The sequence below is a fragment of the Glutamicibacter sp. FR1 genome, assembly GCF_047300825.1.
GTDB classification, from domain to species: Bacteria; Actinomycetota; Actinomycetes; order Actinomycetales; family Micrococcaceae; genus Glutamicibacter; species Glutamicibacter nicotianae.
Genome location: NZ_CP178602.1, coordinates 964,355 through 983,705 on the forward strand (window position 1 = coordinate 964,355; position 19,351 = coordinate 983,705).

Below are 19,351 nucleotides of genomic sequence, written 5' to 3' on the forward strand. Positions count from 1 at the left end.
CCTGGAGCGCTATGCGTTGCCGGAGAGCGAGTGCTGGAGCAGGGCGGTGGTGCGGTAGGGGACGAGCTCGGCCATGGACAGCGCCGAATCCGCGCGATTCACCCCGTCGATATGCAGCAGCTGGCCGTGCACCCGGAACAGTTCCTCGGCGTCCTTGGCGGCGACCCGCACCAGGATGTCGGCAGAGCCGGTGAGGCCGTGCGCCTCAAGCACCTCGGGGATGGATTCAAGCTTGGCGGCAATGTCGCCCAGGCAGCGCTGGTCGACGTGCAGCTCGACAAAGGACAGCAGCCCGTAGCCCAGGACTTCGGGCGGGATGCGGCGGTCGATGGAATCAAGCACCTCGTTTTCCAGCCGGGTCATCCGCGTCTGCACTGTATTGCGCCCGAGGTTCAAGGCCATGGCAATGGCTGCGCCGGTGCGCTTGGCAGCGCTGGAAAGCGCAAGCAGGATGCGCCGGTCGGTGGTGTCCAGAAGTTGCATAATGTGCACGTTAGCATCCCTAACGGCAATCAAACAGTGCGTTTTGCTCTAATTTTAAAAACACCATTGTGCATCCTGCCTTGCGTGAGTAGCATCACATTAAGCGGCGTTTGAGAATCAAAACCCGCAACCGACTACGTGAGAGTAAGGATGCCGATCGTGTCCACACAGCACATTGACGTAGCCGCCGGATGCCTACCCACGCATCAGCTGCTGAACGTCGACGGGAAACGAATCCCGGACGAAGAACTTGACCACTATCTCAAGGACCTCAAGGAAGCGGACCTTGCAGATTTCCTGCGCGACATGGTTGTCCTGCGCCGCATGGACAATGAAGCCACCGCCTTGCAACGCCAGGGCCAGCTGGGCCTGTGGGCTCCGTTGCTCGGCCAGGAGGCCGCGCAAATCGGCTCCGTGCGGGCCACCAATGACGACGACTTCATCTTCCCCTCCTACCGCGAGCATGGTGTCGCCTGGGCCAGGGGAGTGAAGGCAGAGGACCTGCTCAGCGTGTGGCGCGGAGCGCAGGCCAGCGGCTGGGATCCGAATGAAGTCAATATCGCCTGCCAGCAGATTGTCATCGGCTCGCAGGCCCTGCACGCCGCCGGGTACGGAATGGGCATCAAATTCGATGGCGGCAAGCAAGTCTCCGTAGCCTACTTCGGCGATGGCGCCACCAGCCAGGGCGACGTGAACGAAGCCATGGTCTTCGCCGCCAGCTACCAGGCGCCGGTGCTGTTCTTCTGCCAGAACAACCAGTGGGCAATCTCAGAACCTGTAGCCCTGCAAAGCCGCACCCAGATTGCCGACCGCGCCCACGGTTTCGGGCTGAAGACATGGCGGGTGGATGGCAACGACATCCTGGCCGTCTACGCCGCCACCAAGGCCGCGCTGAACCATGCCCGCCATGGCCTGGGCCCGGCTTTCATCGAAGCGGTCACCTACCGCATGGGCTCGCACACCACCGCCGATGATCCAACCCGCTACCGCAAGAGCGAGCAGCTCGAAGAGTGGAAGGCCAAGGATCCCATCGACCGCCTGGTGAAGTACTTGCATGAGATGGGTGCCGATGTGCAGTCCTACGAGCAGCGCGCGCAGAACGCCGCCGATGACCTCGCCGCGAAGCTTCGCGCGGCGATCACCAGCATGGAAGACCCCAAGGCCGAAGAGCTGTTCACCAATGTGTACGCAGAAAAGCATGAGCCAACCGAACGCGCAGCCAAGAACTACCTTGACTACTTGGCAGATTTTGAAGGTGGAGAGTAACCGTGGCAACCACCATGCTCAAGGCGCTGAACAAGTCGCTGCACGATGCGCTGGACCAGGACGAGAAGGTCATCCTGCTCGGCGAAGACATCGGAACCCTCGGTGGAGTCTTCCGGGTCACCGATGGGCTGAAATCCAAATTCGGCGAGCACCGCGTCGTCGATACCCCGCTGGCAGAGTCCGGAATTGTCGGCAGCGCCATCGGCCTGGCCTATCGAGGCTATCGCCCGGTGGTGGAGATCCAGTTCGACGGCTTCACCTACCCGGCCTTCGACCAGCTGGTGTCCCAGCTGGCCAAGCTGCATTACCGTTCGCGGGGACGGGTGAAGATGCCGGTCACCGTCCGCATTCCCTATGGCGGAGGAATCGGCTCGCCGGAGCACCACTCCGAATCGCCCGAAGCCTACTTCGCCCACACCGCAGGCCTGCGGGTCTTCGCGCCATCGAGCGTCGAGGACGCCTACTCCATGCTGCGCCAGGCCATCGCTTGCGATGATCCGGTGATCTTCTTCGAGCCGAAGCGCCGCTACCACGAGAAAAGCACCGCGGAACTTCTCGCCCCGGCACCCGATGCATCGCCCAAGGCAAAGATCGTTCGCCCCGGCGAGGACGTCACCGTGGTCGGCTACGGACCGACCACCTACACTCTGGTCGATGCGGCCAAAGCTGCGGAGGATGAAGGCACCAGCCTGGAGGTCATCGACCTGCGCACGCTGGATCCGCTGGACATCGACACCGTAGCCGAGTCCGTCAAGCGCACCGGCAAGCTGGTGGTGGTCCATGAGGCCAGCCGGACCAGCGGCATCGGCGCGGAGATCTGCGCCGAAATCACAGAGCGCTGCTTCGACTACCTGGAGCACGCACCCTTGCGCGTCACCGGATTCGACATACCGTATCCGCCATCGCGGCTCGAAAGCCACCACCTGCCCGACTTGGATCGAGTGATGCACGCGGTCGATACCGTGATGCGCCACCACGAGGCAACCGAAGGAGCTGCCAAGTGATGACCGCCCACACCTTCAAACTCCCCGACCTCGGCGAAGGGCTCACCGAATCCGAGGTGCTGAATTGGAAGATCAAGGTTGGCGAGCATGTTGCGCTCAACCAGATCATTGCCGAGGTCGAAACCGCCAAGGCGGTCGTTGAACTTCCCTCGCCCTTTGCGGGATTCGTCCAGGCTCTGCACGCCACCGAAGGCGAAACCGTGCAGGTCGGCGGTCCGCTGGTCACTTTCGACCAGGAGCCCGGCGGTTCCGGCGAGCAGCCGGCAGCGGCTGATCCGGCGCAACAGGAGCAAAGCAAGGCCGGCGAACGCACTCCCACCCTGGTTGGCTACGGTGCGCCGGCAGATACCGGAAACCGTCCGAAGCGCAAAGCCCGCGGCTCGCGCAACCCGGAAGCTGTGCCAGCACCTGCACCAGCAGCTTCGGCACCAGTTGCATCCCAGCCGGCTGACGGGCCGGGCACCCATGAACGTGAACAGCATGCGGTGACCAGGTGCACCCCGCCGGTACGCAAGCTGGCACGCGATCACGGGGTCGATATTTCGGCGCTCGCCGGCAGCGGCGAGGACGGCTTGGTGCTGCGCCGGGATGTCCAGCAGGCCATCGACTCCGCCGGTGCCATCAAGCCAGCGGCCATGGACAGCGAATCCATGTCTTCACCAGGAGCGGATCGCCATGTGAAGATCACCGGGATTCGCAGGGCCACGGCCAAGGCCATGGTGCAGTCGGCGTTTACCGCCCCGCATGCCACGGAGTTCCTCACGGTTGATGTCACCGAATCCATGGAGCTGCTGGAACGCATGCGGTCGCATCGACTGCTCAAGGATCTGAAGCTCAACATCACAACGCTGGCAGCGCTCGTGGTGACGAGACTGTTGAAGACCTATCCCGCACTGAACTCGACGTGGGATGAAAAAGCTGACGAAATCATTGAATTCGGGTCAGTGAATCTGGGCATGGCCGTGGCAAGTGATCGTGGTCTGCTGGTTCCGGTGCTGAAAAATGCCCAAGCTAAGACGCTGCCAGTATTGGCTGCCGAACTCAGCGGGATTATTCTCCAAGGCCGCGAAGGAACATTGTCACCAGCCCAATTGACAGGTGGCACATTCTCCATCACCAACGTGGGGGTTTTCGGCGTGGATGCTGGCACCCCAATTCTGCCGCCGGGGCAGGCAGGAATTCTGGCACTAGGCCAAGTGAAGCGCAGGCCTTGGGAATACCAAGACCAAGTGGCACTTCGCCATACCATGACACTGGCGTTGTCCTTCGATCACAGAGTGGTCGACGGCAAAGAAGCAAGCGAGTTCCTCGCAGGTGTCGGCTCGGTGCTGGAGGATCCCGGAATGATGAATATTTTTATTTGATTCAAAGTAAATCATGACCGGGCTGAAGTAAATTCAGCCGGGTGAATAAACCGATTTCAAGCATTGCTTTCATGACTATTCATTGGTTGTTTCGCAATGTTTGATGTAATCTCATTCACTACGTGCTATAGCTCACGCTTGCCTGCACGGCTCTGCGAAATGCAGAAGCAGCAACGATCTGTTGAGGAGAAATAGGATGCGATACTCGCACGCATCTAAGGCTGTCGTTTTATCTGCAGCCTTGGCGCTGACCTTGTCCGCTTGTGGCGGCGGTTCGACCGAAACCGCCGGTGGCGAAGGTGACGGCTCGTATGTCGTAACCGCAAACACCACCGAACCGCAGAATGGCCTTCTGCCGGCCAACACCAACGAAGTTGGCGGCGGTCGCGTCATGGACCTGATCTTCACCGGTCTGGTCAGCTACGACGCCAAGGGCGCGCCGGTCAATGAACTCGCCGAGTCCATCGAAACCGAAGACTCCCAGAACTACACCATCAAGCTGAAGGCCGGACAGACCTTCTCCGATGGATCCCCAGTAACTGCTGCTTCGTTCGTGGATGCCTGGAACTTCGGTGCCGCAGCCAAGAACGCGCAGTTGAACTCGTACTTCTTCGAATCCATCAAGGGCTTCGACGAGGTCAACAAGGAAGGCTCCAAGAAGGAAGAGATGGAAGGCCTGAAGGTCGTGGATGACACCACCTTCACCGTCGAACTTTCGCAGCCTGAGTCCGACTTCCCGCTGCGCTTGGGCTACACCGCATTCATGCCATTGCCTGAAGCGGCATTCGAGGATCCAAAGGCCTTCGGCGAAAAGCCAATTGGCAACGGCCCTTACAAGTTGACCGAATGGAACCACGACGTCAACCTGAAGCTGGAAGTCAACGAAAGCTACGAGGGCCCACGCGAAGCCCAGAACGGCGGCATCGACTTCAAGGTCTACCAGTCCACCGACTCGGCCTACAGCGACCTGCAGTCCAACAACCTGGACGTGTTGGACCAGATCCCGCCAAGCCAGCTGGCTTCCTACGAGACTGACCTGGGCGACCGCTCGGTCAACTCGCCATACGCCGGCAACGCAACCATCACCATCCCGGGCTACCTGGATCACTTCAAGCAGGGCGAAGAGGGCAACCTGCGCCGTGCTGCGATCTCCCGGGCCATTGACCGCCAGCTGATCATCGACAAGGTGTACCAGGGCGGCAAGGTCAAGGCCGATGACTTCACCGCACCAGTGCTCGAAGGCTACAGCGCAGACATTCCAGGCAGCGAAGTCCTGGACTTCGATGCAGCTGAAGCCAAGAAGCTGTGGGAACAGGCTGATGAAATCAGCAAGTGGGACTCCGGCGTCGAATTCTCCATCGGCTACAACGTCGACGGCGCTGGCAACAAGGAATACGTCGAAGCTGTCGTCAACCAGCTGAAGAGCAACCTGGGCATCAATGCAGTTGCCCAGCCATTCTCGTCATTCAAGGAATTGCGCGAGAAGGTCACCAGCTACAAGATGACCGGTGCATTCCGTACCGGTTGGCAGGCCGACTACCCATCGCTGTACAACTTCCTTGGTCCGCTATTCGGCACCGGGGCTGGTTCGAACGATGGCAAGTACTCCAGCAAGGAATTCGACGACAAGCTGGCCGAGGGCCTGTCGGCCACGGATTCTGCCGAGGGCTCAAAGATCTTCAACGAGGCACAGGAGATCTTGTTCAAGGATCTGCCAGCCATCCCGCTGTGGTACCAGGCAGTCCAGGGTGGTTGGAGCGAGAACGTGGATAACGTCGAGTTCGGGTGGAACGGTGTTCCGCTGTACCAGCAAATCACTGGCAAATAAGTTCCCTTCAGCTTCCGACCAAGTCAGACCGGATAGAAGCTGAAACCGCGCTAAGGGAGACCCGAGAACAACAGGGTCTCCCTTTGGCGTGTTTGTCCTGCCTCGCAAAAACAAACGTCGAATTACTTATCGACGGAAAGAGGATGAAAATGGCCCTGTGCCCTCACGTGTCTCGAGGTGAGATGCAAGCATGTTAATTTTTACCCTGAAGCGAATCTCGCAGCTGTTCCCGGTCTTCATCGGAGCAACGCTGCTAGTGTACTTCCTGGTTTTCGCCACCCCGGGTGACCCGATCGCCGCGCTTTCTGGTGGCAAGCCCATGAGCGATGCCACCAAAGCCGCCCTGACCGCGCAATACAACCTGGACAAGCCGTTCTGGGTTCAATATGGCCTGTATCTGAAGAACCTGGTGACCTTGGACCTGGGAACCTCGTTCTCCGGACAGGAAGTCAAGGAGATGCTCGCGCGGGCGTTCCCCGTCACGGCACGCCTGGCAATCCTCGCATTGGTTATTGAAGCCGTATTCGGCATCATCCTCGGCGTTATTGCTGGTATGCGCAAGGGCAAGCTCTTCGATTCGACCGTGTTGGTTGCGTCGCTGCTGGTCATTGCAGTTCCAACTTTCGTGCTCGGCTTCCTGCTGCAGTACGTTGTCGGCGTGAAGCTCGAATGGGCCAAGCCTACAGTTTCCGGCGCGGCAACGTGGGGCGAACTGATCCTGCCTGCGTTGGTTCTCGGTCTGGTATCTCTGGCCTACGTCCTCCGTCTGACGCGTACCTCCGTCATCGAGAACAAGACCGCCGACTATGTACGCACGGCGACCGCCAAGGGCCTGAGTCGCAATCGCGTGGTTACCGTGCATATCCTGCGCAACTCCCTGATCCCCGTGGTGACCTACCTGGGTGCCGACTTGGGTGCACTGATGGGTGGCGCGATTGTCACCGAAGGCATCTTCAATGTGCCCGGTGTCGGCCACCTGCTCTACCAAGCAATCCAGAAGGGCGAAACCCCGACAGTGGTTGCAGTCGTAGGCGTTCTGGTGATCGTCTTCGTACTTGCCAACCTGATCGTGGATATGCTGTACGCACTGCTTGACCCAAGGATCCGTTATGCCTGAGAACCAGAACTTTAATCCCGAAGACGGCTTGCCCATCCGCAGCAACCGCGCCGGCAAGGTTTCCAAGTACAAGATCGAGCACTACGTTGCTCCGCTGGACGAAACCCCCCTGCAAGCGGTGGACTCGGTCAAGGAAACCGGCAAGCCCCTGTCCATGTGGGCCGAAGCTTGGCGTTCGTTGCGCAAGCAGCCGCTATTCATCATCTCCACGATCATGATCATCGCGGTCATCGTCGTAGCTGCCTTCCCGCAGCTCTTCACATCGATTGATCCGGCTGGCAACCAGGCTTGCCTCTTGGAGAATTCCAACGAACCAGCACGCCCTGGACATATCATGGGCTTCAACCTGCAGGGCTGCGATATCTATGCGCGCACTATTTACGGCACGCGTGCCTCGCTGCTGGTAGGCGTTTTCACTACCCTTATCGTGGTGTTGCTTGGTGGCGCCATCGGCGCGCTGGCAGGCTACTACGGTGGCTGGGTCGACACGATCCTGGCCCGCCTGGGTGACATCTTCTTCGCTCTGCCGCTGATCCTGGGCGCCATCATCGTGATGCAGCTGCCGGCATTCCGCGAGAACCGAAGCGTCTGGACGGTTATCGTCACGCTTGCGATCTTCGGCTGGCCGCAGCTGGCGCGCATTACCCGCGGTGCTGTGATCGAGGCCCGCAATGCGGACTTCGTGAAGGCCTCGCGCGCTCTGGGCCTGTCCAAGTTCAGTGCGTTGCTCAAGCACGTGATTCCGAATTCCCTGGCACCGATCATCGTTGTTGCCACAGTGAACTTGGGCGTGTACATCGTGGCCGAAGCCACGCTGTCCTTCCTGGGCGTCGGGCTCCCACCTGACGTCATGAGCTGGGGCAACGATATTTCCTCGGCGCGTACCCAGCTGCGCAACAACCCGACCATGCTGATGTGGCCAGCGCTGTTCCTTTCGGTGACGGTTTTGAGCTTCATCATGCTCGGCGATGCAGTGCGTGATGCACTGGATCCGAAGGCCCGGAAGGGAGCCTAAGCAATGACTCAGAGTGCAACTCCAAAGCCGCTGCTGGAAGTCAAGGACCTGGCGATTACCTTCTCCACCCCTGACGGTCCGGTCCACGCGGTCCGCGACGCGAACTTCACCGTGATGCCCGGGGAAACCGTGGCCATCGTGGGCGAGTCCGGTTCGGGCAAGTCGACCTCGGCCCTGGCCGCTATCGGCCTGCTGGCCGGCAACGGCAAGGTTTCCTCCGGCCAGATTCTCTTTGATGGCGAAGACATTGCCCAGGCCAGCGAAAAGCGTTTCGTCGAGCTGCGCGGCAACCATATTGGCATGGTTCCGCAGGATCCGATGTCCAACCTGAACCCGGTGTGGAAGATCGGATTCCAGGTCAAGGAAACTTTGAAGGCCAACGGCTTGGCGGGGGACAACCCCAACAAGCGCGTGGCCCAGGTCTTGGCTGATGCAGGTCTGCCCGATCCGGAGACCCGTGCCGGCCAGTACCCGCACGAATTCTCCGGCGGGATGCGCCAGCGTGCGCTGATCGCCATTGGCCTGGCCTGCCGTCCGCGCCTGCTGATTGCAGATGAGCCAACCAGCGCGCTGGATGTCACCGTGCAGCAGCAAATCTTGGACCATCTGGACACCATGACCAGTGAACTGGGCACCGCGGTGCTGCTCATTACCCACGACCTGGGCCTGGCAGCCGAGCGTGCCGAAAAGGTCGTCGTGATGTACAAGGGACGCGTCGTCGAATACGGCCCGGCGCTGGAGATCCTGCGCAATCCGCAGCACCCGTACACCCAGCGCCTGATCAATTCGGCTCCGTCGCTGTCTGCGCAGCGCGGGGACAAGCACGAGGCCATTGTGGACGAGATTGAGCCGGGCAAGGCTGAACCGCTACTGAAGGTCAGCAACCTGACGAAGGTCTTCGATATCCGCAAGGGCTTCGGCAAGAAGGAGAAGTTCACCGCGGTGGACAACGTTTCCTTCGAGATCCCCCGGGGCACCACGACTGCCGTGGTGGGCGAGTCAGGTTCAGGCAAGTCGACCATCGCCCAGATGGTGCTGAACCTGCTGGACAAGACCGAGGGCGAGATCATCTTTGATGGCGAGCAGATCGGCAACCTGAGCGAGAAGCACTTGTTCAAGTACCGCCGGCGTGTGCAGCCGATCTTCCAGGACCCGTACGGTTCCCTGGACCCGATGTACTCGATTTTCCGGACGATCGAAGAGCCGCTGCGCATTCACGGCATTGGCAATGCGGCATCGCGGGAGAAGAAGGTCAAGGAGCTGCTGGAGCAGGTCTCCATGCCCGCTTCCACGATGCACCGCTTCCCGAATGAGCTGTCCGGCGGGCAGCGCCAGCGCATCGCCATCGCGCGTGCCCTGGCTCTGCAGCCGGAAATGATCGTCTGCGATGAGGCTGTTTCCGCGTTGGACGTGCTGGTCCAGGCCCAGGTGCTGGAGCTGCTTGACGAGCTGCAGCGCGAAATGGGCCTCACCTACCTGTTCATTACCCACGACCTGGCTGTGGTCCGCCAGATCGCAGACAACGTCTGCGTGATGGAACGCGGCAAGATCGTCGAGCAGGGCACGACGGACGAGATTTTCGATACGCCAAAGAGTGCCTACACCCGCAATCTGCTGACCGCTATCCCCGGTGCTTCGCTGATCTAGCAGCTCCGGAATCAACTGAATGGGCCGGTGAAACCGAAAGGTTTCACCGGCCCATTCAGCGCTTAACCTAAGCTCAAACTGCGTAATATTCAACGAATATTTCAGATTTAATCGATCTGAAACAAACGTTGCAAAAATGTTATAAATCACTCCGCGAGTCAACATGCCTGAAACAGTTGCCCGATTGAATTTTCCCAATCTGAAAGAAATCCTTGAAATCTCGGGGATGTGAGGTGCATCTCGTAAACCCGCGAGTAACAAGCGCGTTGCGAACGACTCTCAAGGGTAGGCGAAGGGCGAAATCTGAAGCGCTTCTTTCTATATCCAAGCCAGAAAATTCGGGTTAGTCTATTCCTCAATGGATTGATCATGTGATTTGATCCACAGAGGATCCACCGATCCGGAACTCGTATCATTCAAGAACTCTAGGAGGCGAAATGCGGTTTCAGCGCGTTTCGAAAGCAGTAGCTGTAGGAGCTGTCCTGGCCCTGGCCCTGTCGGCTTGTGCTCCAGGCGGCGGGGACACCGGCGCAGACGCATCGAAGGATGCCAACGCAGGTGGAGGCAACGGCTCGGCAGAAGCAGCGAACAGCGGCAAGGCTGATCTCGGTGATGTCACCACTGCCGACGACACCATCAACGTCACCGTGGGTGCACCGGAATTCATCAGCTACAACGGCTTTACTCCGAACACGTACTCCACCTACAACTCGGCGATCGTGGATCGCATGTTTGCCGGCTTCAGCTACTTCGGCACTGACGGCACCCTGTACCCGAATGAGGCTTTGGGCAGCTACGAGAAGGTCAGCGACGACCCGCTCACCATCAAGTACACGATCGCTGAAGATGCCAAGTGGTCTGACGGCACCCCGATCACCGTCGCCGACTCCGTGTTCGCATGGGCAGTGCAGAACCTGAACCTCAATGAGGGTTCCAAGGAAAAGCCGCTGTTCAACTCGGTTTCCGTTGATCTCGGTGACACCGTGCCAGAAGGACCGCAGGGCGACTGGGACGGCAAGGAATTCACTGTTGAGTTCGCCCAGCCTGATCCGGACTGGGCTCTGCAGACCTGGATGCTGCACCCAGCACATGTTGTGGCCGAGGAATCGGGCATGAGCACCGAAGAACTCGTCAGCGCCATCCGCGCCGGGGAGTCCGACAAGCTGAAGAAGGCAGCCGACTTCTGGAACGAAGGCTGGATGACCGACCCGGGCAAGCTGCCCGATGAGAAGATCTCGCCTGTATCCGGCCCGTACAAGCTGGGCAGCTGGAAGGCTGGCGAATCCGTAACCCTGGTTGCCAACGAGAACTACTACGGCCCTGCACCGGCTACTAAGGAATTGACCTTCCGATTCCTTGAAGACGCCAGCATGGTCCAGGCGCTGCAGAACAAGGACGTCGACGTCATCAACCCGCAGCCGACCGTGGATACGCTCGCGCAGCTGGAGAACCTGGGCGACGCGGTGGCTATCCAGAAGGGTGACACCCTGACCTGGGAGCACCTTGACTTCAACTTTGCCGAGGGCAACGCAATGACCAACCTGGAACTGCGCAAGGCCTTCGCCATGTGCGTTCCACGCCAGCAGATTGTTGACAACCTGATCAAGCCGCTGAACCCAGACGCCATCGTGATGAACGCCCGCGAAGTCTTCCCATTCCAGGACAACTACCAGGAAGTAGTGGACGCATCCTATGACGGCCGCTACGACGAGGTGGACATCGAGGGCGCAAAGAAGATCCTCGAAGAGCAGGATGCTGTTGGCACCGAAGTGCGCATCGGCTACTCGGCACCTAACGAGCGTCGTGCCAACGAGGTTTCGGCCATCAAGTCCTCCTGTGACGAAGCCGGCTTCAAGATCGTGGACTCCGGTTCGGCTGACTTCTTCTCGCCAAATGGTGCACAGGATCGTGGCGACTACGAGGTAGCGCTGTTCGCTTGGGCAGGTTCCGGCCAGATCACCTCCGGCCAGAACATCTACGCCACCGGCAAGCCGCAGAACTTCGGCCAGTACTCGAACCCTGAAGTCGACGCCGCATGGGAGACCCTGGCAGGTTCGCTGGACCCAGCAGTCCACGCGGAACAGACCAAGAAGATCGAGAAGTTGCTGTGGGATGACCTGTTCGGCATCCCGGTATTCGCCCACCCAGGCTTGAGCGCCTCGGGTTCGGATATCCAGAATGTCCGCCACACCGCAACGCAGGACCAGATCGTCTGGAACGCCGAGCAGTGGGTACGTGCTGAGTAATTGCCCTAGGCAACGTACTTGCACAACGTGAGCGAACACGTGCGGGGCCCGATCACAAGTCGGGCCCCGCAGTGTGTTCAAAGGTCCCCAACCGCAAGGGCCGGCTCACTTCCGTGAGATGAAAGTAGGACATTAGAACCGTGTGGAAATTTATCGCCAAGAGACTGGGCTCAGCGCTGGCAGTGCTGTTTGCCGCATCGCTCTTGCTCTACGTACTGGTTATCAATTCAGGCGACCCGCTCAAGGACCTCCGCGAAAGCAATGCGGATAACCGCGAGTACCTGATGGCCCAGCGTGTGGAATACATGAACCTGGATGCACCGTGGTACGGCCGCTACTGGGACTGGCTGACAGGTGCCAGCAAGTGCCTGATTGGCCAATGCGACCTGGGTCGGAATATCAACGGCGTAGAGGTCTCCGGCCTGCTGGCCAACGCCGCATCATCTACCTTGCGCCTGGTCGTGCTCGCTACGGTGATTGCCGCGGTTCTGGGTATCGCCATTGGCGTGCTGACTGCAATCCGCCAGTACTCCGGATTGGATTACATCGTTACCTTCCTGACCTTCCTCTTCTTCTCGCTTCCCGTCTTCTGGGCAGCTGTGCTGCTCAAGGAGTACCTGGCGATCAGCTACAACGACTGGCTGGCCGATCCGCAGATATCCGTGGGGACGTCCATAGCCATAGGCATCGTTGTCGGCCTCGTCTTGCAGATGTTCCTCGGTGGCTCGCTCAAGCGCCGTGGTATCACCTTCTTCGCCGCCGCGGTTTTCGTCCCGCTGGTGCTGCAGTACAGCCTGTGGCTGAATTTCTACCGCTACCCGCAAATGGGCCCGGCCATCATCATCGTGCTGACGGCTCTGCTGGCCCTGAGCGCCACCGCCATGAGCGTTGGCCTGAAGGAAAAGCGCGTCCTGTACCCGGCATTGATTACCGTCGTGCTGGTCCTGGCCATGTACTACGCGACCTTCTACATGCTGCTGGAGCCAAATGGCTGGATCCTCTTCTTCGGTCTGGTCCTCGCGGTAGTGATCCCGGCAGCCATCGGGCGTTTCATGGGAGGCCGCCTGCGCAAGGCAGCCATGTCCGTTTCCATCGTCACCGGTGTCACCGGCGCAGCGTTGACCGTTATCGACCACATGTTCCGCGCCTGGCCTGGATTCTTGGACGTCAAGGGACGCCCCATCGCGACCATCGGCTCCTCCACGGCCAACCTCGAGGGCGGCTTCTGGGACCACTTCCTGGATAACGGCACCCAGCTGCTGATGCCAACGATCCTGCTCGCGGTGATCTCCCTGGCCAGCTACTCGCGCTACACGCGTTCCTCCATGCTCGAAGTGCAGCGCCAGGATTACATCCGCACCGCGCGCTCCAAGGGCTTGAGCGAACGCACCGTGATCTTCCGCCATGCGTTCCGCAATGCGATGATCCCCATTGCCACCATCGCCGCCTTCGACTTCGCCGGCCTGATCGGCGGCGCAGTGATCACCGAGCGCGTGTTCGGCTGGAAGGGCATGGGCGAAATGTTCGCCACCGGCCTGGACCATGTCGACCCGGCACCCGTGATGGCGTTCTTCCTGGTTACCGGTACCGCCGCTATCCTCTTCAACTTGCTGGCGGATATCGTTTACGCCCTGCTTGACCCACGAATCCGAGTCTAGGAGGCATGAATCAATGAATATCCTTCATGCCTGCAACCCTAAGGACCAGCGATGAGCACCACGAATAACAACTTGAACGAGCCGCAAAACCTGTCTTCCGTGGCCGAGGTGGAAGACGCCAAGCTGGCCCAGATCCACGAAAAGCCGAAGAGCCAGGGACGCATCGTCTTCGATCGCTTCGTCAGCCACAAGCCGGCGATGATTTCCACGATCGTGCTGATCGTCATCACAGTCTTCGCATTCAGCTCCATCGGCTGGGGCCCGTTCCCCGGCTGGTGGGGGCAGAACTACTACCATGCCGGAGCGGTCGTGGACGGCGGCAAGCCCACGCTGAGCCTGGTTCCCACCTGGCTCGGCGGCGAAGGCTTCCGCATCGGCGAGCACCCCTTCGGGCAGGACTCTGTGGGCAAGGACTACTTCGCGCTGGTCATGAACGGAACGCAGAAGTCCATCATCATCGGCGTCGTCGTCGGCCTGGTCGCCACCGTCCTGGGAACCGTCATCGGAGCTGTTTCCGGCTACTTCCGCGGCTGGGTCGATGAAATCCTGATGCGCATCACCGACCTGTTCATCGTGATCCCGCTGCTGGTCCTGGCGGCAGTGCTCGGCAAGATGGCCGGTGCCTCCACCGGCTCCATCATCACCCTGGCCCTCGTGCTCGGATTGGTGACCTGGACCGGACTGGCCCGACTGGTCCGCGGCGAAATCCTGTCGCTGCGCGAACGCGAATACGTGGCCGCAGCCCAGGCCATGGGCTCGAAGACCAGCCGCGTGATCTTCAAGCACCTGATCCCGAACACCATGGGCGTGATCATCGTGAACGCCACCTTCGCGATCGCCGGCGCGATCCTGCTGGAGTCCTCGCTGTCCTACCTCGGCTTCGGCGTGAAGGCCCCGGAATCCTCGCTGGGCCTGCTGATCAGCCAGTACCAGAACGCCTTCACCACCCGTCCATGGCTGTTCTGGTGGCCAGGCATGATCATCGTTGCCATCGCCCTGTCGGTGAACTTCCTGGGTGACGGCCTGCGCGATGCTTTCGACCCGCGCCAGGTCGGAAAGAAGCGCCGCCGCCGCGCTGGCATGTTCGCCCTTCCAACCCGCAAGGAGAAGCCATGAGCCACGCAGCACCAATGAATGAACAAGGCTCAGAAGACTTCGCACTGAGCTTCAACGACCTCAACGTCGTCTTTGCCACCGGCGGTGCCGACGTCCACGCGGTCAAGGGCTTGTCCTTGGCCGTCCGCCCGGGGCAGGTCGTCGCGCTGGTCGGCGAGTCCGGTTCCGGCAAGTCGGTCACCTCGACGGCGGCCATGGGCCTGCTGCCGGAAAACGCGAATGTCTCCGGTGCCGCCAAGGTCGGCAACGTCAACGTAGTTGGCCTGGACGAAGGCAAGCTGCGCAAGATGCGCGCCACCGATATCGCCATGGTCTTCCAGGAGCCGATGACGGCACTGAACCCGGTGCTCACCATCGAGCGCCAGCTGACCGAAGCGCTGGAACTGCACGACATCGCCTACGGCAAGGAAGCGAACGACCGGGCTATCGAGCTGCTGGAGATGGTGGGCATCCCGGATCCCGCCAAGCGCATCAAGCAGTACCCGCACCAGTTCTCCGGCGGCCAGCGGCAGCGCATCGTCATCGCCATGGCGATCTCCTGCGACCCGAAGGTCATCATCGCCGACGAGCCGACCACCGCACTTGATGTGACGGTGCAGGCCGAGATCCTCGATCTGCTGCGCGAGCTGAAGGACCGGCTGAATACCGGCATCCTGCTCATCACCCACAATATGGGTGTTGTTGCGGATATGGCCGATGAAGTGGCGGTGATGTTCCAGGGCAACCTCGTGGAGACGGGCACCGTGGATCAGGTATTGCTGCGCCCAGAGCATCCATACACCCAGCGCCTGCTGGCTGCGGTGCCCCGCCTGTCGGCTCCGGCCGTTGTCACCACGCAGGCCGCTGCACACAGCTCGGAAACCGCCCCTCCAGAGCGCGAGCTGGTTCTGGAAGCCAAGGACCTCGTGCTGGAGTACGACATGCGCGGGAAGATCTTCCGCGCCGTGGAAAACGTGAGCTTCGATGTTGCCAAGGGCGAAGTCCTGGGCATTGTGGGCGAGTCCGGCTCGGGCAAGTCCACCATTGCCAAGGCGGTGCTGGGCCTGTTGCCGGTAGCTAGCGGCACCTTGTCGGTCAGGGGCCACAACCTGCCCAAGCTTTCCCCGAAGGAAGCACGCAAGGTCCGCAAGGACATCGGCGTGATCTTCCAGGACCCGGCCGCATCCTTGAACCCGCGATTCCCGATTGGAGAATGCATCACAGAACCCATGGTGGTGCACAAGATCGGCAGCAAGGCCGAGCGCACCAAGCGTGCCGAAGAATTGCTCGATGCCGTGAAGATGCCGCGCAACGTGATCAACCGGTACCCGCACGAGCTTTCCGGCGGCCAGCGCCAGCGTATTTGCATTGCCCGTGCGTTGACCTTGAACCCGGAGCTGCTGATCGCCGATGAGCCGACCAGCGCCTTGGACGTGTCGGTGCAGGCAGTTGTCCTGGAAATGCTCCAGGAGCTGCAGCGGGACTTCAACTTCGCCTGCCTCTTCGTCAGCCATGACCTGGCGGTCGTGGACATGCTGGCGGACGCGGTCGTGGTGATGCAGTCCGGCAAGGCGGTTGAGCAGGGCATGGTGGACACCGTGCTGCACGCCCCAACCCATGAATACACAAAGCGGCTGTTGGCTGCGGCACCTGTTCCGGATCCGCATGAGCAGGCAGTGCGCCGTGAGGCTTGGCGCCTGCTGAACAACGCGAAGTAGGCATTGCGCTGAACAGCGAATGGGGCGCGTTTCCAATATTGCCATTGGAAACGCGCCCCTTTCGCCCGTCATGGCATTTTGCGGTTGTCCGCACGTTGAAAGCGGCGCTTGCAGGCTCGTGGAAGACGGGAGTTGAGTATCACAGCGTTGTGCCCGGCAGGTTGGGTGAAGGCTCAATTCCGATGAACAGACGCCCAGCCAGACTCCCGCGGAAACAACGTTGCCTTTCGCAGAACGAAGGCAACGCTGCGGCCCGCCGAGGGGCAAACTTTGGCTGCAGGACCGTGTTAAGAAGCAAGAGCCGGCTCTCAATTGAGAGCCGGCTCTTGCTTAATGCGTTGGGAAACTAATCCAGCTGCATGACGTTTTCGGTGACAACCTGTGCACGGGCGTTGGAGAAGATCTGCTCGGTGCCGATGGTCTTGAAACCGCGGCGTTCCAGGACCTTGATCGAACCCAGGTTGTCCTGGACCACGTGTGCGGTCAAGGGGCGCTTGGTGTATTCGGCAAGGAATGCTTCTACTGCGCTGGTGGTCAGTCCCTTGCCCCAGTACTTGGTCGAAGTCCAGAAATTGATTTCTGGTACTTCGCCGTCGAAGACCAGAATGGATCCAACGACTTCGCCCTCATGCTCGATGGTGCGAACCAGAACATTAGGATCGTTCAGAATCGAGTTCCAGTGGTGGTCGAATACCGCGCGGTCGGCTGGGTTACGCGCCTGATAAGCGGCCATGAGGTTCGCCTCGGGTTCTTGCTGGTGAGCGAAGAATGCGTCCAAGTCGGAAGGGCGGACTTCACGTAGCTGCACGATAAAGGCCTTTCAATCGTATGGGTCAGCGTGCCGGTTTCGGCACGCCAGGGAATAGTGGCTTGAAACCTACACTACCGGGGAAGTGAGCGCCGCGAGTGCCATATTGGACAATAACGGCTTCAAACCCGACTTTTTAGTCCTCGGTGAGTGAGCGGAATGGGCTGTCGAGTTAAGCAAGCCGAAGACAGCATGCGCGCGGAACCGGTGCGACTGCTTGCTTCCGGTGGGATGCAATTTTGCCAATTCGGTAGTCCATAGCCCGATATAGGAGTTCTGGAGTTTGCGAACCAGTTCCAGCTCGGCCTTCGGCAACGATTTCAGGTCGCGGTCTTGGACCTGCAGGATATCCGGGCGGGACAGCGAGAAATCGGTGTGGAAATCCACCAAGCGCGACAGAACCTCCAGGGGAGTGCCGCCGGCTTCCGCCGCTGTGCAACCTCCGGCGTAGATGTCTTTGGACATGTCTACCAGCAGGGCGATAAGCACGGCCTGCTTGCCAGCGAAATGCCGGTACACTGCCGGACCGGAAATTCCGCAGGCCGCGCCGAGGTCTTCCAGGGAAACGCCCGCGTAGCCATTCAAGGCAAATAGCCTCGTGGCTTCGCGTAACAGCGCTTCGCGTCGTTCAGCTTTGGCGCGCTCGCGATCTGTTGGTTCATTGAGCGATTGATATTTGCTCGCCAACACCATCAACTCCTTACGTTTGCCAAGCCCAGTCTGGACAACTGTGACGGCTGCCACTACTGTCAAAAATGTAGCTGTTTTACCCACCCGTAGGCAGTGACCAGTTAATAAATATTAACCATACTCGTCGCAGCGTGCGCTTCCAAGAAACTCGCGCACCAAGCGCATAACCTGACCGCCATCGGATAATGCACACTCCGCAGCCGGTGCCGGTTCGTCCCTCAACGAAGAGAGAGCCTGATGATTGACCTCGAACTCGACGACCAGCATCAAGACCTGGTTGACATGGTCCGCGAATTCGCCCGAGAAGTCGTTGCTCCGCAGAGCGCGCAGAACGATGCGAACCATGCCTTCCCTTACGACATCGTCAAGCAAATGGGGGAGATGGGTCTCTTTGGACTTCCGGTCTCCGAAGAATTCGGCGGTTCCGGCGGCGACTACTTCCACCTCGCGCTGGCGCTTGAAGAGCTGGGCAAGGTCGACCAGTCGGTAGCCATCACCCTGGAAGCCGGTGTCTCCCTGGGCGCGATGCCGATCTACCGCTTCGGCAGCGCGGAGCAAAAGCAGAAGTGGCTGCCTGACCTGGCCGCTGGTGAACGTTTGGCCGGTTTCGGCCTGACCGAGCCCGGCGCAGGATCCGACGCATCAGCATCCTTGACCAAGGCGAAACTTGAAAGTGGCCAGTGGGTCATCGACGGCGCCAAGGAATTCATCACCAACTCCGGCACCGATATCACCTCCCTCGTCACGGCTACCGCAGTGACCGGCGTCGATGAAGCAACCGGTAAAAAGGAAATCTCTGCCATCATCGTGCCGACCGGTACCGAGGGATTCACCGCGGAAAAGGCCTACGACAAGGTGGGCTGGCGTGCCAGTGATACCCATCCGCTGAGCTTCAGCGGAGTGCGGGTTCCGGAGGAAAACCTGCTGGGCGAGCGCGGACGCGGATACGCCTACTTCCTGGAAATCCTCGACGAAGGACGCATCGCCATCGCCGCCCTGGCCACCGGCGCTGCCCAGGGCTGCCTTGACGAGGCGGTTAAATATGCCAAGACCCGTACCTCATTCGGCCAGGCAATCGGCCAGTACCAGGGCATTTCCTTCATGATTGCCCGCATGGCCTCGCGCGCCCACACTGCCCGCTTGGCCTATTACGCGGCCGCGGCAAAGATGCTTGCCGGCAAGGACTTCAAGATTGAAGCCGCGCACGCCAAGCTGATTGCCAGCGAAGCGGCGATGGACAATGCCCGAGATGCTACCCAGATCTTTGGCGGGTACGGATTCATGAATGAGTCATTGGTGGCACGCCACTACCGCGATTCGAAGATCCTGGAAATCGGAGAAGGGACCACGCAGGTCCAGCAGATGCTCATTTCCCGCAGCCTTGGTCTCTGAACACCACCCGCAGGGAGCGC

Annotated in this window: 15 protein-coding genes; 12 read left to right on the forward strand and 3 right to left on the reverse strand. The window is 60.1% G+C overall.

Going from position 1 to position 19,351, the window contains the following annotated elements; all coding sequences use genetic code 11:
- Window positions 1-9: 9 nt before the first annotated feature.
- Complete coding sequence (locus ACLQ8T_RS04605) at window positions 10-483, reverse strand: Lrp/AsnC family transcriptional regulator (protein ID WP_204721195.1); 474 nt, start codon at window positions 481-483, stop codon at window positions 10-12.
- A gap of 150 nt (window positions 484-633) precedes the next feature.
- On the opposite strand from ACLQ8T_RS04605, the gene pdhA reads away from it, so the two are divergent.
- The 11 genes from pdhA to ACLQ8T_RS04660 all read left to right on the forward strand — a co-directional run bounded on the left by pdhA (window position 634) and on the right by ACLQ8T_RS04660 (window position 16,441).
- Window positions 634-1,749, forward strand: a complete 1,116-nt coding sequence (pdhA, locus tag ACLQ8T_RS04610) for a pyruvate dehydrogenase (acetyl-transferring) E1 component subunit alpha (protein WP_038989707.1) — start codon at window positions 634-636, stop codon at window positions 1,747-1,749.
- A gap of 14 nt (window positions 1,750-1,763) precedes the next feature.
- Entirely contained in the window at window positions 1,764-2,753 is a 990-nt protein-coding gene (locus tag ACLQ8T_RS04615) for an alpha-ketoacid dehydrogenase subunit beta (RefSeq protein WP_413456369.1), read from the forward strand.
- Window positions 2,753-4,117, forward strand: coding sequence for a dihydrolipoamide acetyltransferase family protein (locus ACLQ8T_RS04620; RefSeq protein WP_413455830.1), 1,365 nt, complete (start codon window positions 2,753-2,755; stop codon window positions 4,115-4,117). Before ACLQ8T_RS04615 ends, ACLQ8T_RS04620 begins: the two co-directional genes overlap by 1 nt.
- A 196-nt stretch (window positions 4,118-4,313) precedes the next feature.
- Window positions 4,314-5,945 carry a peptide ABC transporter substrate-binding protein gene (locus ACLQ8T_RS04625; RefSeq protein WP_413455831.1) on the forward strand — a complete coding sequence of 544 codons (1,632 nt, stop codon included), beginning with the start codon at window positions 4,314-4,316 and terminating at the stop codon, window positions 5,943-5,945.
- Between the two features lie 190 nt (window positions 5,946-6,135).
- Complete coding sequence (locus ACLQ8T_RS04630; protein ID WP_204721201.1) at window positions 6,136-7,062, forward strand: ABC transporter permease; 927 nt, start codon at window positions 6,136-6,138, stop codon at window positions 7,060-7,062.
- The gene (locus ACLQ8T_RS04635; RefSeq protein WP_223308906.1) at window positions 7,055-8,077 is read left to right on the forward strand and encodes an ABC transporter permease; all 1,023 of its coding nucleotides are present in this window, start codon (window positions 7,055-7,057) and stop codon (window positions 8,075-8,077) included. Before ACLQ8T_RS04630 ends, ACLQ8T_RS04635 begins: the two co-directional genes overlap by 8 nt.
- A 3-nt stretch (window positions 8,078-8,080) precedes the next feature.
- Window positions 8,081-9,724, forward strand: coding sequence for an ABC transporter ATP-binding protein (locus ACLQ8T_RS04640; RefSeq protein WP_413455832.1), 1,644 nt, complete (start codon window positions 8,081-8,083; stop codon window positions 9,722-9,724).
- Window positions 9,725-10,161: 437 nt separating this feature from the next.
- Window positions 10,162-11,970: an ABC transporter family substrate-binding protein gene (locus ACLQ8T_RS04645; protein ID WP_413455833.1), complete on the forward strand. Its 1,809-nt coding sequence runs from the start codon at window positions 10,162-10,164 to the stop codon at window positions 11,968-11,970.
- Window positions 11,971-12,110: 140 nt separating this feature from the next.
- Window positions 12,111-13,628: an ABC transporter permease gene (locus ACLQ8T_RS04650; RefSeq protein ID WP_413455834.1), complete on the forward strand. Its 1,518-nt coding sequence runs from the start codon at window positions 12,111-12,113 to the stop codon at window positions 13,626-13,628.
- A gap of 51 nt (window positions 13,629-13,679) precedes the next feature.
- Window positions 13,680-14,744 carry an ABC transporter permease gene (locus ACLQ8T_RS04655; protein WP_038989696.1) on the forward strand — a complete coding sequence of 355 codons (1,065 nt, stop codon included), beginning with the start codon at window positions 13,680-13,682 and terminating at the stop codon, window positions 14,742-14,744.
- A complete protein-coding gene (locus ACLQ8T_RS04660) occupies window positions 14,741-16,441 on the forward strand; it encodes an ABC transporter ATP-binding protein (RefSeq protein ID WP_204721210.1) in 1,701 nt (566 codons plus the stop codon). The genes ACLQ8T_RS04655 and ACLQ8T_RS04660 overlap by 4 nt, the downstream gene beginning before the upstream one ends.
- Window positions 16,442-16,787: 346 nt before the next feature.
- On the opposite strand, the gene ACLQ8T_RS04665 is transcribed toward ACLQ8T_RS04660, so the two are convergent.
- Window positions 16,788-17,249: a GNAT family N-acetyltransferase gene (locus ACLQ8T_RS04665; protein WP_204721212.1), complete on the reverse strand. Its 462-nt coding sequence runs from the start codon at window positions 17,247-17,249 to the stop codon at window positions 16,788-16,790.
- A 69-nt stretch (window positions 17,250-17,318) separates the two neighbouring features.
- The gene (locus ACLQ8T_RS04670; RefSeq protein ID WP_223308907.1) at window positions 17,319-17,993 is read right to left on the reverse strand and encodes a TetR/AcrR family transcriptional regulator; all 675 of its coding nucleotides are present in this window, start codon (window positions 17,991-17,993) and stop codon (window positions 17,319-17,321) included.
- Window positions 17,994-18,176: 183 nt separating this feature from the next.
- On the opposite strand from ACLQ8T_RS04670, the gene ACLQ8T_RS04675 reads away from it, so the two are divergent.
- On the forward strand, window positions 18,177-19,331 hold the full coding sequence (locus ACLQ8T_RS04675) for an acyl-CoA dehydrogenase family protein (RefSeq protein WP_413455835.1): 1,155 nt from the start codon (window positions 18,177-18,179) through the stop codon (window positions 19,329-19,331).
- Window positions 19,332-19,351 lie beyond the last annotated feature (20 nt).

Coding starts and splice junctions, on each gene's coding strand:
- ACLQ8T_RS04625 (WP_413455831.1), top strand. CDS start 4,314: ATGCGATACTCGCACGCATCTAAGGCTGTCGTTTTATCTGCAGCCTTG.
- ACLQ8T_RS04655 (WP_038989696.1), top strand. CDS start 13,680: ATGAGCACCACGAATAACAACTTGAACGAGCCGCAAAACCTGTCTTCC.
- ACLQ8T_RS04645 (WP_413455833.1), top strand. CDS start 10,162: ATGCGGTTTCAGCGCGTTTCGAAAGCAGTAGCTGTAGGAGCTGTCCTG.
- ACLQ8T_RS04660 (WP_204721210.1), top strand. CDS start 14,741: ATGAGCCACGCAGCACCAATGAATGAACAAGGCTCAGAAGACTTCGCA.
- ACLQ8T_RS04635 (WP_223308906.1), top strand. CDS start 7,055: ATGCCTGAGAACCAGAACTTTAATCCCGAAGACGGCTTGCCCATCCGC.
- ACLQ8T_RS04615 (WP_413456369.1), top strand. CDS start 1,764: ATGCTCAAGGCGCTGAACAAGTCGCTGCACGATGCGCTGGACCAGGAC.
- ACLQ8T_RS04640 (WP_413455832.1), top strand. CDS start 8,081: ATGACTCAGAGTGCAACTCCAAAGCCGCTGCTGGAAGTCAAGGACCTG.
- ACLQ8T_RS04630 (WP_204721201.1), top strand. CDS start 6,136: ATGTTAATTTTTACCCTGAAGCGAATCTCGCAGCTGTTCCCGGTCTTC.
- ACLQ8T_RS04620 (WP_413455830.1), top strand. CDS start 2,753: ATGACCGCCCACACCTTCAAACTCCCCGACCTCGGCGAAGGGCTCACC.
- ACLQ8T_RS04605 (WP_204721195.1), bottom strand. CDS start 483: ATGCAACTTCTGGACACCACCGACCGGCGCATCCTGCTTGCGCTTTCC.
- pdhA (WP_038989707.1), top strand. CDS start 634: ATGCCGATCGTGTCCACACAGCACATTGACGTAGCCGCCGGATGCCTA.
- ACLQ8T_RS04675 (WP_413455835.1), top strand. CDS start 18,177: ATGATTGACCTCGAACTCGACGACCAGCATCAAGACCTGGTTGACATG.